Annotated in this window: 10 protein-coding genes and 1 CRISPR repeat array; all 10 genes read left to right on the top strand. The window is 60.0% G+C overall.

Features of this window, described 5'->3' with window-relative positions:
• Positions 1-11 precede the first annotated feature (11 nt).
• The 10 genes from cas2 (at position 12) to QX041_RS04165 (ending at position 15,831) form a co-directional block, all read left to right on the top strand.
• A complete protein-coding gene (gene cas2, locus QX041_RS04205) occupies positions 12-296 on the top strand; it encodes a CRISPR-associated endonuclease Cas2 (RefSeq protein WP_316164552.1) in 285 nt (94 codons plus the stop codon).
• On the top strand, positions 277-1,182 hold the full coding sequence (gene cas6 / locus QX041_RS04200; RefSeq protein WP_316164551.1) for a CRISPR system precrRNA processing endoribonuclease RAMP protein Cas6: 906 nt from the start codon (positions 277-279) through the stop codon (positions 1,180-1,182). The genes cas2 and cas6 overlap by 20 nt, the downstream gene beginning before the upstream one ends.
• 102 nt (positions 1,183-1,284) lie before the next feature.
• Positions 1,285-1,670: a CRISPR direct-repeat array (repeat unit 35 nt; unit sequence GTTTCTAAGCGCTCTCACTGCGCAGCAGGCTGAGG).
• Between the two features lie 261 nt (positions 1,671-1,931).
• Complete coding sequence (gene csx2 / locus QX041_RS04195; RefSeq protein WP_316164550.1) at positions 1,932-3,512, top strand: TIGR02221 family CRISPR-associated protein; 1,581 nt, start codon at positions 1,932-1,934, stop codon at positions 3,510-3,512.
• 220 nt (positions 3,513-3,732) lie between these two features.
• On the top strand, positions 3,733-6,798 hold the full coding sequence (locus QX041_RS04190) for a BPTD_3080 family restriction endonuclease (RefSeq protein ID WP_316164549.1): 3,066 nt from the start codon (positions 3,733-3,735) through the stop codon (positions 6,796-6,798).
• Between the two features lie 32 nt (positions 6,799-6,830).
• Positions 6,831-9,590 carry a site-specific DNA-methyltransferase gene (locus tag QX041_RS04185; RefSeq protein ID WP_316164548.1) on the top strand — a complete coding sequence of 920 codons (2,760 nt, stop codon included), beginning with the start codon at positions 6,831-6,833 and terminating at the stop codon, positions 9,588-9,590.
• Positions 9,591-9,605: 15 nt separating this feature from the next.
• Positions 9,606-10,154 carry a hypothetical protein gene (locus QX041_RS04180; protein ID WP_316164547.1) on the top strand — a complete coding sequence of 183 codons (549 nt, stop codon included), beginning with the start codon at positions 9,606-9,608 and terminating at the stop codon, positions 10,152-10,154.
• Positions 10,155-10,201: 47 nt separating this feature from the next.
• On the top strand, positions 10,202-11,986 hold the full coding sequence (locus tag QX041_RS04175) for a DUF262 domain-containing protein (protein ID WP_316164546.1): 1,785 nt from the start codon (positions 10,202-10,204) through the stop codon (positions 11,984-11,986).
• Entirely contained in the window at positions 11,983-14,199 is a 2,217-nt protein-coding gene (locus QX041_RS04170) for a UvrD-helicase domain-containing protein (protein WP_316164545.1), read from the top strand. The genes QX041_RS04175 and QX041_RS04170 overlap by 4 nt, the downstream gene beginning before the upstream one ends.
• Positions 14,200-14,554: 355 nt before the next feature.
• Positions 14,555-14,737, top strand: coding sequence for a ribbon-helix-helix protein, CopG family (locus QX041_RS34355; protein WP_410051848.1), 183 nt, complete (start codon positions 14,555-14,557; stop codon positions 14,735-14,737).
• An 86-nt stretch (positions 14,738-14,823) separates the two neighbouring features.
• On the top strand, positions 14,824-15,831 hold the full coding sequence (locus QX041_RS04165; RefSeq protein WP_316164544.1) for a helix-turn-helix domain-containing protein: 1,008 nt from the start codon (positions 14,824-14,826) through the stop codon (positions 15,829-15,831).
• Positions 15,832-16,248 lie beyond the last annotated feature (417 nt).

Below are 16,248 nucleotides of genomic sequence, written 5' to 3'. Positions count from 1 at the left end.
GGGCAGCGCTCGTGAGCCGCGGAGAGGTCTTCGCCGTCTTCGTCTACGACATCGGGCGCGACTCCGTGCGCAATCGCGTCGCCAAGGCGCTGGAGCTGCATGCCGTGCGCGTGCAACGAAGCGTGTTCGAGGGGCGGATGACGCGCACCAAGGCCAAGCGCCTCGCTGGCCGGCTCAGCCGCCACCTCGCGCCCGAGGACAGCCTGCGCGTCTATCTGCTCAGCAACACGGCCGCTTCACAGACCATCGTGCAGGGCGGCGCCCCGGTGGAAGCGCATGAGTTCTATCTGCTCTGAGCCGTTCCCGGCGCTCGCACCTGGCGACGACCCGATCACGCATCGGCTCGCCCATCCGCATCGCGTCGTCGATATCAGCGAGGCGCTGGCGCGCTGGTCCTGGACCGACGTGATCCTCATCGGCCGGCTGCCGCCGCAATTCGAAGAGCCGCCGGACCTGCCCGACCGGATTCGCGGCGCGCTCGGCCGGCAGCTCGAAGCCCGGCAGGCCGCCTCGCCGCGCACCGTCTCCGCCTGGCAGGTCTGCTTCGCGCCGCGGCGCGGGCCTGCGGCAATCCGGCCGTTCGTGATCCGCTGCGACCGACGCGGCGGCCGCGTCGCCATCGTACTCAGGCTGATCGGCTTCGCGAGTCACTGGTCCGCTGAATGCGCCGAGGCGCTGGCCGAAGCGCTGAAGGGCGGCATCGCGCTGAAGAGCCGGGCGCGGCTGCGGGTGCCGATCGATATCGAACTGATCAGGATCCGCGCCCGACGCGGCATTGGCTGCGACCGTGCGCCCATCAGCGCGACGCTTCAATTCGTCACCCCGCTGGCGATCCGGCGCGGGCGCGCGGTCGTGGGCGATCTGACGATGCTGCCGCTCAACCTGCACAACCGGATGGCGGCGCTGGCGCGTTGGCAGGACTGGTCGCTGGCGCCCCCCTCCGACGACCTGCTGGCGGCCTGCCGCCGCCTCTCCTACACCAATGAGGAGTTGGGAGCCGAGGCCTGGAGCCGGTTTTCATCATCGACACAGCTTGCCCCGCTCCACATGCGCGGCATCGTCGGCCGCACCATCGTCAGCGGCCCAGTGGCACAGGTCTGGCCCCTGTTGCGGTTCGGCGAGTATTTTCATGCCGGCAGCGAATGTGCGCTGGGCCTCGGCCGGCTGGCGCTGTTTGCGTGAAACCTGACCGATGGTCGAGAAGTCATTCGCCACTGAATTCTAGGCACCATCGCTGCGCAGCAGCCTGATGCATCTCTCCTCATCAACCAGGGGCAAGCACAAGTTTCGAAGCGCCCTTACTACGCAGCAGGCTGAGGCCGCTAGGGCAAGATTAACGCAAGGAGGACGTTTCTAAGCGCTCTCGCTGCGCAGCAGGCTGAGGCTTTCACACATGAGAGAACGATGCCCAACGATCGCTACTGTTTATAAGCGCTCTCACCGCGCAGCAGGCTGAGGCAAAATCCATGACGAACCGTAAGACCATTCTCAGGTTTCTAAGCGCTCTCACTGCGCAGCAGGCTGAGGCTCGCCCAAGGGGCGAAAGGAGGAAGTCATGGAGGGCGTGTTTCTAAGCGCTCTCACTGCGCAGCAGGCTGAGGCACCTACTCAAAACAAGGGTTAATTGCATGTCGCGTTTCTAAGCGCTCTCACTGCGCAGCAGGCTGAGGTCCCCCGTTTCCAAGGGATTGTCAAATCGGCAAGAAATGGGATCAATTCCACGGGGTCCCCCGTCGTTCTCCGATCGGCGATCAAACTCGCCTGTTGCTATCAATCAATATAGATATTCTTTCATATAATTCAATAGCTAAGGCCATTTCCACAGGGTCTCTTCCCATCTCGCTTTGCGCAAGGCGCTTGGGCCGTCGTTTGCGCAGCGTGCTCATCCTGGACCGACCATGCTACGGTTCGCCGTCCGGTTTGGGGGAGCCATGACGCAATCGAGCAAGCCCCGCAGCATCGTCGTGACGCGGCATGCGGGCGCCGTGGACTGGCTGGCGAGCCAGGGGATCTCGGCAGATCTGCAGGTCGAGGAGCTGGATCCGGACATCGTGCAGGCCGGCGACACCATCATCGGCACGCTGCCGGTGCATCTCGCCGCCGAGGTGAACCAGCGCGGCGGACGCTTCCTGCACATCGCCATGGATGTCCCGCGCGAGCGGCGCGGCGATGCGCTCTCCAAAGCCGAGATGATGCGCTACCGCGCGCGGCTGGTGGAGTACCGGGTCACCGAGGAGTCCGCTCCTGCCCGGCCTGCCTCCCTCGGCACCGCGCCCGGGAGCGTTCTCATCACCGTGCTCGGCGGTGTAGGCCCCAAGGCGGCCGGCTATGGTCGCATCGTCTATGATTTCGGCGACGGTCGCGCGGAGGCCTCGTGGTTTCCGGCCGCCCTGCTGCAGCACGCCGCTGCGACCCAGACCAGGCAGCCGATCCGGCGCGTCGTCGTGCTCGGAACGCCCGGTAGCATGTGGGACGTTCTGGTGCGCCAGTTCGGCGGCGAGGATACCGACCTCGAGCTGGAGCTGTGGGATGCAGCGAGACACAACAGGACCACGGATGAGTTGCTCAACCGGCTGACGCGACACGTCAGGCAGACGAGCGGACTTCCGATCGACCTCAAGCTCATCCCCTACGTGCTCAATCTCAACGAGGCCTTTGCGCTGGTCGAGACCGTCGCCCGCAGCGTGCTGCCGGGGGAGAGCGCGATCATCGACGTGACCCACGGTCTGCGCCATCTCGCCTTCGGCCTGATGCTCGGCGGCTTCGTGCTGGAGGACGCCGGGCGTGGCCACATCGCCGGCCTCACCTACGGTGCCCGCGAGCTGGAGCGCGACGGCGCCGCGCCGGTACTCAGGCTCGAAGGCCTGACCGAGATCATCCGCTGGATCCGCGCCCTGACCAGCCTCCGCGCCGCCGGTGACCTGCGCCCCATCGCCGGGCTGCTCGACGATGGCGGCGGCAATCTCACCCGCGGCGCGGCCTCGCAGGCCTTCGGCGCGCGGACGCTCGATCTTCACGCCGCGGTCGACAATGCACGCGCCTGCCTCGCCATCATCCGGCGCCGCAAGGACCCGATCGCGCGACTGTTCCGCAAGGCGCTGGAAGCCGAGATCTCGTGGTGCGCGGGCGAGCTGTCGCTGTCGGAACAGCAGGCCGCCCTGGCGCAGCGCGCGCTCACCGCCGGCGACTATGTCGGCGCCGCCCTGATGGGCTTCGAGGCGCTGCTGTCGGCGCTGATGGAGAACGACCCGCTGCTCGCCGGCAAAGATCTCCAGTCCTCGCGCACTCGACAGGGCGCCCAGGAGCGCTACAGCGACCACGAGGGAAGGATCGAGCCAGGAAGACCTCGGGACGAGCGCGGGCGGGCCTACATGCGCATAAAGGCCATTCGCAACGTGCTGGCACATGCGAGCCTCGAGCGCGATGCCCGAATGGTTGCGAGGGACCTCAAATCGCCGGCCGCCCTCCACGCCGCGATCTCGGAGTGCCTGCAGGCCCGCTCCGAGAAGTGATCGCAGTGGAAGGCACCATCTGCGCCTGACAGCGACCGGCGACTCACGTACGCCCTAGGCCATAGCGTCTCGGGCGCGTTTCCGTGCAGGACGTTCATCCCGAAAAGGTTGCATTGGCAGGTGCCGCGCGCAAAAGTAAAGAATGACAAAGTGTCGTTCGTCCAGGGATCGGATAGTTTCAGCGACAGCATGAAGGCACGGACCAGGAAGTCCAGGGGATATGTCCAATCCATTTTTCGACCACCCGATTCTCAATTCGCCTTACGCTTATCCGACGCGCCATTGGGAACTCGACGAGACCGGCCAGCCGACGCAGCGTATCATCGAGAGCCGGCGCGGCGCCAAGTTCGTCACGCCGATTCCGAAGCCAAAGAAGCGGAAGGCTGCATCGCAGAAGGGTTTCGTGTTCGACGAGGGCCAGGGGCTTTCGACGACCGAGCAGCAATACGACATCACCTCGATCATCAACGAGGTGCGCAGCCACGTCGATTCCTGGCGCACCCTGCCGAACCCGAATCAATGGCAGGTCACGCCCGAGACCGCCCGCCTGCTCCAGCATTGGAGGCACAACGACTCCGGAGGCGTGCGACCGTTCTTCTGCCAGATCGAGGCCGTGGAGACCGCGATCTGGCTCACGGAAGTCGCGCCTGGCACTCGGCAAGGGAAACGGCTGCTCGATCACCTCGCAGCTGCGAACAAGGATGCCAATCCCGAGCTGATGCGCCTGGCGCTGAAGCTCGCGACCGGCGCCGGCAAGACGACCGTGATGTCCATGCTAGTCGCCTGGCAGACCATCAACGCCTGCCGCCACGAAGGCAGCAAGAACTTCACCCGCGGCTTCCTGATCTGCGCTCCCGGCCTGACCATCAAGGACCGGCTGCGCGTCCTGCAGCCCAATGACCCCGAGAACTACTATTCCGAGCGCGCGATCGTCCCTACCGATATGCTGGACGATCTCAACCGGGCCAAGATCGTCATTACCAACTATCACGCCTTCAAGCTCCGCGAGCGCGTCGAGCTGTCGAAGGGCGGTCGTCAGCTGCTGCAGGGCCGCACCGGTGACGAACTGAACACGCTCGAGACCGAAGGTCAGATGATCCAGCGCGTCATGGGCGAGCTGATGGGCCTGAAGAACATCATGGTCATCAACGACGAGGCGCACCACTGCTACCGGGAAAAACCCAAGGAGCCCGACGATGAGGATTTGAAGGGCGACGAGCGCAAGGAAGCTGAGAAGAACAACGAGGCGGCCCGGCTCTGGATCTCCGGCATCGAGGCCGTCAACCGCAAGCTCGGCGTGGCGCGAGTCATCGATCTCTCGGCCACGCCATTCTTCCTGCGCGGCTCAGGTTACGCTGAGGGCACACTTTTTCCATGGACCATGAGCGACTTTTCGCTGATGGACGCGATCGAATGCGGGATCGTCAAGCTGCCGCGCGTGCCCGTGGCTGAGAACATTCCTGGCAACGAAATGCCGATGTTCCGCGATCTCTGGGAAAACATCCGCAAGGACATGCCGAAGAAGGGCCGCGGCCAGGGCGAGGAGTTGGACCCGCTCCAACTGCCGACACGGCTGCAAACGGCCATCGAGGCGCTGTACGGCCACTATGAGAAGACGTTCAAGCTCTGGCAAGAGAAGGGCATCAAGGTCCCGCCCTGCTTCATCATCGTCTGCCAGAACACGGCCATCTCGAAGCTGGTCTATGACTTCATATCGGGATTCCACCGTAAGAATTCGGATGGCTCAACGACTCTCCAAAACAGCCGTTTCGCGCTGTTCCGGAATTTCGACGACGTCACCGGCAACCCGCTGGCCCGGCCGAATACACTCCTGATCGACAGCGAGCAGCTCGAAGCCGGCAATGCGCTGGACGATAGTTTCAGGGCCATGGCTGCCGACGAGATCGATCGGTTCAAGCGCGATATCATCGAGCGGACCGGAGACGCCCGTGCCGCCGACAACATCAGCGAATCCGATTTGCTGCGCGAGGTCATGAATACGGTTGGCAAGCTCGGCCAGCTCGGCGGCTCGATCCGGTGTGTCGTCTCCGTCTCGATGCTGACCGAGGGATGGGACGCCAACACGGTGACCCATGTTCTCGGTATCCGCGCCTTCGGCACCCAACTGCTTTGCGAACAGGTCATCGGCCGCGCGTTGCGCCGGCAGTCGTATCAGCTCAATGAGGAATGTCTGTTCAACGTCGAATATGCCGACGTGTTCGGCATTCCCTTCGACTTCACGGCCAAGCCGGTCATTGCTCCGCCGCAGCCGCCGCGGGAAACCATCCAGGTCAAGGCCATCACGCCGGATCGCGATGTCCTGGAGATCCGCTTTCCCCGCGTCGAAGGCTATCGGGTCGAACTGCCTGAGGAGCGGCTGTCGGCCGACTTCAACGACGATTCCGTGCTGGAGCTCAGCCCCGATCTGGTCGGCCCGTCGATCACGCGCAATTCCGGCATCATCGGCCAGGGTGTCGACATGAGCCTCGACCATCTCGGCGACATGCGTCCCTCCTCGCTGGTCTACAATCTCACCCATCGGCTGATCACCACGAAATGGCGCGAGCCGGGCGAGGAGCCGAACCTGACGCTGTTCGGCCAGCTCAAACGCATCGTGAAGCAGTGGCTCGATACGTGCTTGGTGTGCAAGGGTGGTACCTACCCGGCCCAGCTCATGTACCAGGAGCTGGCCGACATGGCCTGCAACCGCATCACCGCCGCGATCACCCGCCATTTCATCGGTGAGCGACCGATCAAGGCCCTGCTCAATCCCTACAACCAGGTCGGCTCGACCCGCCGCGTGCGCTTCAACACCTCGCGCGCTGAGCGGTGGGACACCTGTGGGCCGCCACCGAAGAACCACGTCAACTGGGTCATTCTGGATTCCGACTGGGAGGCAGAGTTCTGTCGCGTCGCCGAGGCGCATCCCCGTGTCATCGCCTACACCAAGAACCACAATCTCGGCTTCGAGGTCCCCTACCGCTACGGGTCGGAGAACCGGAAGTATCTGCCCGACTTCATCGTGAAGGTCGACGACGGCAAAGGCCCCGATGATCTGCTTAACATGATCGTCGAGATCAAGGGCTACCGCCGCGAGGACGCCAAGGAGAAGAAGGCCACCATGGACACCTATTGGGTGCCCGGCGTGAACCATCTCGGCAGCTTCGGACGCTGGGCATTCGCGGAATTCGGCGAGATCTACCAGATCGGCACGGACTTCGAGGCCAGAGTGAAGGCCGAGTTCGACAAGTTGATCGAACAAAGTTGCATCAAGGAACCGGCCTGAGATTGGTCAGGACGCCAGGCCGAGAGGACGACATGGCAAAGAACACGAAGAAACAGGCCGCCAAGTCGGTCGAGACGCTGAAGCACGACGACGCCAAGCGGACGAACATCCCGACCGCGGAATATCAGTCCGTGCTGGAGAAGGAACAGCAGAACCCTCGCAAGGTGTCCTATCCCCGGAATCGCGATCTCGACCCGCAGCTGGTCTGGCGCGGCAAGGACGAGCAGGACTGGAGCGACCTCGTCGTCCAGGCGCCGCCGCTCTACATTCAGGAGAAGGTACACCCAAAGGTCCTGATCGACGACCTCCTCCGCGCTACCCGGGAGCGCGAGCACGAGGACGGTGAGACTACGCCCGACCTGTTCGCCGACTTCAACGGCATTCCAAAGGGCGCCGACAAGACCGAATTCTATCAGCACGACCAGAACTGGTCGAACCGCATGATCCTTGGCGACTCGCTGCAGGTGATGGCCAGTCTCGCTGAGCGCGAGGGTCTACGCGGCAAGGTGCAATGCATCTACTTTGATCCACCTTACGGTATCAAATTCAACAGCAACTTCCAGTGGAGCACAACCAGCCGCAATGTAACAGACGGCAAGCTTGATCAGATCACCCGCGAGCCAGAGCAAGTCAAAGCGTTTCGAGATACCTGGCGTGATGGCATACACAGCTATCTGACGTATTTGCGTGATCGCCTAACTGTCGCTCGGGACTTGCTCAGCGAGTCCGGGTCTATTTTTGTACAGATAGGCGACGAAAACGTGCATCGCGTCAGGACGGTGCTGGATGAGGTGTTTGGCAGCGACAACATTTGCTGCGCCTTCACCGTCCAAAAGACCGGAGGACTTTCTCAATCCCTCGTACCTGCAACTTCTGATTATTTGCTTTGGTATTGCCGGAACATGTCAGCAGTTAAATTTCGGCCGCTATATCTTGAGAAAACTCGCGAGACGGTTGCTGGCTACAATTCGGTAGAAATGCCGGATGGCTCACGTTGGTCGATGAAGGGAGCCGGAGCTGCTGGGCTCGACGTAACGAACGGGAAAATCTATCAACCGACGTCGGTTGAGTCAGCTAATCCAAGATATGAGTTTACTTTCCAAGGCAAGATGTACAACCATCGTTGGAAGACGCACTCCCATGGACTGGCGCGACTTGCCAAGGCTTCACGCTTTCATACTACAACGAACAGCCTTCGCTACGTCCGCTATTTAGACGACTTCCCCGTTGTTCCTATCACCTCTGTCTGGACTGATACCGGCGCTGGCAGTTTTCTGGAGGAGCAGGTTTATGTCGTGCAGACGGTGACGAAAATCGTTCAGCGGTGCGTACTCATGACAACCGATCCCGGCGATCTCGTAATCGATCCGACTTGCGGCTCAGGCACAACAGCTACTGTCGCCGAGCAGTGGGGTCGTCGTTGGATAACGATCGATACGTCTCGCGTCGCTCTAGCATTGGCGCGCGCTCGCATTATGGGGGCGCGCTATCCATTTTACATTTTGGCGGATTCACGTGATGGGCAGATGAAGGAGTCTGAACTCACTCGCGTCGCACCCAGCACAAGAGCAGTCCAGGGCAACATACGTCTAGGGTTTGTCTACGAACGTGTGCCGCACGTGACACTGAAATCGATCGCCAACAATGCGGAGATCGATGTTCTCTGGGACAAGTGGCAGGCGCGCATGGAGCTGTTGCGCGAAAAGCTGAATGCCGCACTGAAACAGAAATGGCGCGAATGGGAGCTTCCGCGCGACGCGGACGAGTCATGGTCTGACCTTGCCACGGAATTGCACACCGAATGGTGGCGCGCGCGCATAGCACGACAGAACGAGATCGATGCCTCAATTGCCGCCAAGGCGGAGTTCGAGTACCTCTACGACAAGCCCTACACCGACAACAAAACGGTCCGCGTTGCCGGTCCTTTTACGGTCGAAAGCCTAAGTCCGCACCGAGTTCTCGGCGTGAACGAAAATGATGATCTCATCGATGGCCTCGCCGACCACAGCGCCAAGTTTGGTCCGAAGAAGTCGTTTCCGGAAATGATCCTCGAGAATCTGAGAGCCGCCGGCGTTCAGCAGGCGCACAGAGAGGACCGGATCACCTTCGCCGCGCTCACGCCCTGGCCTGGCGACCTCGTCTGCGCGGAAGGCCGCTACATGGAAGGCGAGACCGAGCGGCGCGCCGCCATTTTCATTGGCCCTGAGTTCGGGACCGTCCTGCGAGCCGACCTTGTGGCCGCGGCGCGCGAGGCCGGGGACGCCTCGTTTGATGTCCTGATCGCCTGCGCTTTCAACTATGAGGCCCACACCACCGAGTTCAACAAGCTCGGCCGCATTCCCGTGCTCAAGGCGCGCATGAACGCCGACCTGCACATGGCCGACGACCTCAAGAACACCGGCAAGGGCAACCTGTTCGTGATCTTCGGCGAGCCCGATATTGACCTTATCCAAGAGAGCGACGGGCGGTTCCGCGTGAAAGTCAACGGCGTCGACGTATTCAAGCCCCAGACCGGTGAGGTCATCAGCGATAACGCCGACGGCATTGCCTGCTGGTTCATCGACACCGACTACAACGAAGAGAGCTTCTTCGTCCGCCACGCCTATTTCCTGGGCGCCAACGATCCCTATGGAGCGCTCAAAACCACACTGAAAGCCGAGATCGACCCGGAAGCCTGGGCAAGCCTGAACAGCGACATCTCCCGCCCCTTCCACAAGCCCAAGAGCGGCCGGATCGCCGTGAAGGTCATCAACCATCTCGGGGACGAGGTGATGAAGGTCTTCAGGGTCTAAATCTGGCTTGATCCGATGCAGTATTCTGTTTGGGCAACCGCACATCTGGACAGTAAGAGCGAACAAAAATTACGAGACTTCTTCACCAAGATCGTTGGCATTCCCAGCAGCTTGATGAAGCGCGAGCTGCACGTGACGGTCTACCATGCGAGACGCAACATGCGGAATCTAAGCAATACGACCGAAGCGGTGAGCTTTGCTATTCCCGGCTCGGAATTGCGCATGATGGCGATGGCACCCGGTGGTGAGAATCCGCGGGATGATGTAGATCCGTCGCGATGCATGATAGGCCTCCGCATCAGACGCGCCAACGGAGCTTCCGCGGCAATCGAAGGTTTAAGGGAACGCTTTTACTGCCACGAAACTATCGATGTGCTCGGAACGAGGAGGCCGAGTGATCACCGACGGAGTGCCTTTGGAGCACATCATTTTCAGCCTCACATCTCCGTCTTGAAGCCGGGTGCAATTGCAGACCCTAACCTCTCGGGACTTGGCAAGCTCTTGAGAGACAGCATCGACGAGATCAGTTTCGACCACTTCTCCGTGAAATGTCGTGCGCGGTGAACTCATTTAACAGAACACTTCCTGATTCCTGCTACTTGGGATTGACAATGAAGATTACTCCGACGTCGCTTACACTGAATCAATTGTTCGGCTCCACAAACGAGCAGTATGTCATTCCGACATACCAGAGGAGATATTCATGGCATGAGCGTCAAGTAGGGGAACTTATGGACGACATCGCCGCAATCGAGAATGGCGACACTCATTTGCTTGGCAGCATCGTGTGCTTGGCCGGCCATCACAAAGCCGGCCTAAATCATCTGGAGCTGGTCGATGGGCAGCAACGGCTTACTACCGTAAGCATTATTCTCGAGTGCATTCGAGAGCGGCTCGAAGCGGAAGGAACGTCGGACGAAACATTTGAGATAGATCAACTCCTGAACGCAAAGCCGCTCAGTGGTAAAGCAGTAAAGAAAATTGCACTTGAATCGATTGATGCAGATGAATTTGCACAGCATCTGCTTCAAGGTGAAATAGCGGGCGCCAAGAATCAGAATTTGGCTGCTGCATTCAGCTTTGTTCGTGAGCGGGTAGCTGAGGCTTCGTTAAAAGATGTTCGTGAGTTCCTTTACATGCTCCGCAATCAAGCGGTCATAATCAGGCTCGATGTTGGTAACGCCAAAGACGCTTTCAAGCTGTTCGAGACGATCAACAATCGCGGCCTGAAATTAAGTCCAACAGATATCGTCAAGAATTTTCTACTTGGCAATGCGGCTAGGCTCGGGTCGGATTCGCTCGAATTTGCTCGCAAGCATTGGAGCAAGCTACTAGTTAACCTGGACGGAACAAGCTCCGATGCGTTCTTCCGCTACTTCTTGATGGCCACTCTCCAGCGCAGAGTAATGACGTCGGAAGTCATCTCCGAGTTCAAGAGCCTCTTTATGAATCAAGTGAAGGAAGCAGAGACGCTTCCCGAGCACGGCTTTTACAACGATCCTGAGGATGACCAGGACGAAGATGCTGCGACAACTGATGCTGTTGTAGCCGAGCTCCCTATCGTTCAATCGCCAGCTCTCAAGAAGGTTGGATTCAATGAATTCGTATCGCGACTGACATTGTGTTCCGAGGTTTACAGCGACTTAATATTCGCTCGAACCAGGGACAAGCGCATCGACCGACACCTTCGCAATTTGCAGATGATCAAGGCGGTTCAAACGTACGGATTTTTAATGCACCTGCGTTCCAACGGTTGCAGTGATAAAGACTTCCGTGAAATATTGAAGCTTACGGAGAATTTCGTGCTCCGCCGACACGTCTGTCGAGAGCGATCGAATGATACCGAAGCCCTGTTCGCGCGGCTTTGCGCGAATTCTCCAAAAAATCCCATTGAATCAACCAGGGTTGCCTATCGTGAACTTTGTCCGACCGACGACAAATTCCGGGCCGAGTTTGCTGACGCCCATTTTTCGGCGAACCTAATAGATCGAGCGCGGTACTGCCTGGAAAAGATAGAGATTGCGAAGCACGGCGAACACGACGAATTGCAGGTGCTGGGATCAGATGACGTTCACGTCGAACACATCATGCCGCAAAAAATAAAGACCAAGAAAGCAAAGGACGAATACGGGGATTGGGTTTCCTATCTGGGAAGTAACGCTGAATCCGCGCATTCGAGGTACGTAGACCGGATCGGAAATCTTACGCTTTTTGCTGGCCCCCTCAACATAGGAGCCTCCAACAATCCCTTTGGGCGAAAGAAGACTGCTTATAAGGATTCCGCGATCAAGCTCACGCAAGACTTGGCGAAGCTGTCGAATTTCAAATTCAGCAATATCGATGCGCGATCGAAATCCTTGGCTGAAATCGCTGTATCACTCTGGCCTCGCCCATGACGGAGTTTCGGATCTCTGATACCTTCACCGACAGCCTCGCTCGACTGACAGGCGAGGAGCAGAAAGCTGTGAAGACAACAGCGTTCGATCTGCAGCTTAATCCAGCCAATCCGGGTATGAGCTTTCACAAGCTCGACAAGGCTAGGGACAAGAACTTCTGGTCGGTGCGGGTGAACAGCGACATCCGGCTTATCGTGCACCGGACGAAGGAGAGCCTTCTGCTCTGCTATGTCGACCATCACGACAAGGCTTATGATTGGGCCGAGCGCCGCAAACTGGAAACTCACCCCAAAACGGGAGCGGCCCAACTCGTTGAGATCCGCGAGACCGTGAAAGAGATCGTTGTCCCGGTCTATGTGCAAGCCGCGCTGCCTCTGGACCGGGCCAAACCACTGCTGTTCGCCGGGGTCTCGGACGACGAACTGCTTGGCTTCGGCGTGCCATCGGAATGGCTCGAGGATGTCAGGGGTGCAACAGAGGATACACTGTTCGCCCTGACAGACCACTTGCCAGCGGAGGCATCCGAGGCACTGCTGGAATTGGCCACGGGCGGTCAACCGCGCGGACTTCCGAAACTTCCAGACGATACGCTTGCCGCCAGGATGGAAAGCTTGTCCCTTCCTAGCCTTGCGGCTGATGCGGAATGGTCAGATGGAGAGGCCTCCGCTACAGATTTCGAAGCCCTCGAAAAGCAGCTCGAAACCCTGCTCGGAGCATCGGGTTCGAGCGCCTTCGATCACCCCGACGCAAAGCGTAGGTTCAGGACGATTCGCGATGCCGATGAACTCCGCATCGCACTCGACGCCCCCTGGGACAAGTGGACCGTCTTCCTGCATCCGGACCAGCGCGAGCTGGTCGAGCGCGACTATGCCGGGCCTGCCCGCGTGTCCGGCTCAGCGGGCACGGGAAAGACCATCGTAGCCTTGCACCGGGCCGTGCATCTGGCGCGATCTCATCCGCAGTCGCGCGTACTCCTGACCACGTTTTCGGACACCCTCGCCAACGCTCTCCAGGCCAAGCTCCGGCGGCTGCTGGGCAGCGAGCCGCGTCTGGGGGAGCGGATCGACATCCACTCCCTCAACGGCATCGGGCTGCGGCTCTACAGGTCGCATGTCGGGCCGGCGGCGATTGCAGAGACGTACGTCGTCCGCAACCTGATCAAGACAGAGGCTGACAAGGCTGGCCCCCACAAATTCAGCCTGCGCTTCCTGGTCACCGAATGGGACGAGATCGTCGATGCCTGGCAGCTCAACTCTTGGGAAGCCTACCGCGATGTGGCGCGGCTGGGACGCAAGACCCGGCTGTCGGATGCGCAGCGCCGGCAGCTTTGGTCGATCTTCGAGCGTGTCCAGCATGAGCTTCGATCGAAAAGCCTCATCACGTGGCCTGAACTCTTCACCACGCTGGCCGGCACCATTTCACTCGGACAACGGATCACGTTCGACTTTGCCGTCGTGGACGAGGCGCAGGATATCAGCCCGGCCCACCTGAAATTCCTGGCGGCGCTTGGTGCCGGCCGGCCCAACGCGCTGTTCTTCGCAGGCGATCTGGGCCAGCGCATCTTCCAGCAGCCTTTCTCGTGGAAGTCCGTCGGGGTCGACATCAGAGGGCGCTCCCGAACGCTGCGGGTCAACTATCGGACGTCGCACCAGATCCGGAGCCAAGCCGACCGCCTGCTCGGCCCCACCGTGGCGGACGTCGACGGCAACAGTGAACGGCGGGACGATGCCATCTCCGTCTTCAACGGCCCGGAGCCGACCATCATGGCTCTCCCGGACGACGCCGGAGAATGCGCGGCCGTGGCGCAATGGATCACAGACCAGGCTGCCGGCGGGGTGCTGCCCCATGAATTCGGCGTCTTCGTTCGTTCGGAGGCCCAACTCGACCGTGCACGAGCCGCGGTCGAGAAAGTAGGCCTTCCCTTCCGGGTGCTCGATGATCGCGTCGAAACGGCCACCGGACAGGTCTCGATTGCGACAATGCACCTGGCGAAGGGTCTGGAGTTTCGGGTCGTCGTGGTGATGGCCTGCGACGACGAGGTCATTCCGCTCCAGGAGCGCATCGAGAACGTGGGGGACGAGGCTGACCTGCAGGAGGTCTATGAGACTGAGCGGCACCTTCTCTATGTCGCCTGCACCCGCGCCCGCGATCACCTGCTCGTCTGCGGCGTAACGCCGGTCTCCGAGTTCTTGGACGACTTCGACGTGGTCTAAGGTAGCAGCAATCGACGGCCCGATCAGCACGCCTCTGCGCGTGACTCGTAGTCGCCCGCGACATTCGTCGGTATTACTCCAGCATCGCCACTAGGTTCGCTCTCATGGCCTCGAAAAGCCAATCAAGGCGGGACGTCGCGGAGCGATCTCGTACGGCGGCTCTGATGATCCGCACGTCCATCGCGAATACGGCCGGGCAGGCAAATATTTGACAACGTTCCCGGTTTGTGCTACTGGACCACCACATCGCTATACACATTCGCTGAGGAAGGCCCCCGCCACAAGTGGGGCTTTTTTCGTCACCCCGTCCCCGCCTGGGCAATCCCGCCTGGGCGTTTTTCGTTTTGGAGGAACCATGAGCCGTCTCTTTTACGATCCCGACACGGCACGCCCCTACATCGGGTTCAGGCTGTCGGCGCACCAACTGGCGGCGTTGGATGAAGCACGCCTGAACCTACGTCAGGGCAGGTCAGAGTTCGTGAGGCAGGCCATAGAGGAGCGTCTGCAACGGCTCCAGACTACCGCGAGTGACCACTAACTAAAAAGCCCATGGCGTTGGCGCGCCATGGGCTTCGAATCTCACCTATCCTTGGTCCAACCTGCTTAGATCGAACAATCACAACCATGCCCGAAAACCGCAAGAAACACAACGGCAAAAGCAAATTCTACGTCTCGCCCACCGAGCGGTTAGACCTGCTCTTTGCTCTGACAAAGGCACAAGCGAAAGAGGAGGCCAAAGGAAAAAAACACAAGAAGCTCTTGGAGCAAGTAGACCTGCTCGTCATGGTGGCTCTGATCGGCCATCGCAACAACCAGACCGGTCAGTGCAATCCGTCTCATGCGACGATCGCCGCTGAGATCGGCGTCTCGGTTTCAACCGTCCAACGTTCATTCAAACGGCTCGATGCAGCCGGCTTCCTGAAAGCTTACGCCAAATCCTTCAAGGGTCTGAAAACGAGCAGTCAGGTCGAACTCGAGTTCCAGAGAGGTGAGCAGTGGATCACCAAGCTCGATGACGATCAGTCACCAGTGACCGAGCGCTCGGTCAACGATGACGTAACGATCGGTCATGCAGACGGTAGCCGGTCGGTCACTGGAGACTTAGCAGATCGGTCACTGATGACCGACGAACACGGTGAACTGAACTCAGAGAAAGAACACAGTGAACCTAACACGGTCCCGAACGCTTCGCGTCGGCGTGTACCGGCTGGCTTTGGCTTGGAATGTCAGCTCAGAGGGCGGCAACGACAGGCAAGCAACGACAACCAGACGCTCGATGAGCAGGCAGCACAGTCGAATCGCCGGAAGACAGCGCAATGGCCGGACGATTACAGAGAGCAGTTCTGGAACGTGGTTCCCCGCAAGGTTGGAAAGGACGCCGCGATCTCTGAGCTTGAGCGCATCGAGCGATCTGACACAGTCGAGTTCAAGGACATCATCAATGGAATGAGGCGATATGCGCAAAGTCCAGATGTCCGCAGGGACGTGAGGGATCCGGACCGCCGCCGGTTCGTCAGCTATCCGGCCAACTGGCTCGCAAAACGGCGCTGGACGGATGAGTACGACTTACCGGGAGAGACGATGGAGGAGCGTCATCGCCGCGTCTTGGCGCGTCGGACCGTCGCTATCTGAACGGGCAGCCGGTCTCCACGGGATTTTCGTATTCGGAAGCCGGTCAGCCCGGCCCCTGCGGGCCTCACCGGTGCGTTCTCTCGGGGCTTCACGGTCCGACCACCGGCCGGCTCGTTCAAAGCGCTCTAGGGCCAGCATACAGGCTCTGGGGCGCGAGGAGATGAAGGTCGAGGCGTGCGATAGCTAGTATCGATCGAACTAAATCAACCAGGGTTGAGCCTTCAACAGGGCGAACTAAACCTCGGTTGGATCCTGCCGTTCGCCTCTTCCGGAGGCCGCTCATTGCCGAGCCTAAAAGTATAGGTGAATTTTGGATCGGAGCGAATTCCTCGAGTCACTCTAGGATTCAAGGTCTTTGCGCGAATTCTGCAAATCCGTGCAATTCGCTAGATTTCTGTGAAAGCGGATGCAACGGTT

Source organism: Bradyrhizobium sp. SZCCHNRI2009 (assembly GCF_032485115.1).
Lineage (GTDB): Bacteria > Pseudomonadota > Alphaproteobacteria > Rhizobiales > Xanthobacteraceae > Bradyrhizobium.
This window is presented reverse-complemented; position numbering and strand designations above follow the sequence as displayed.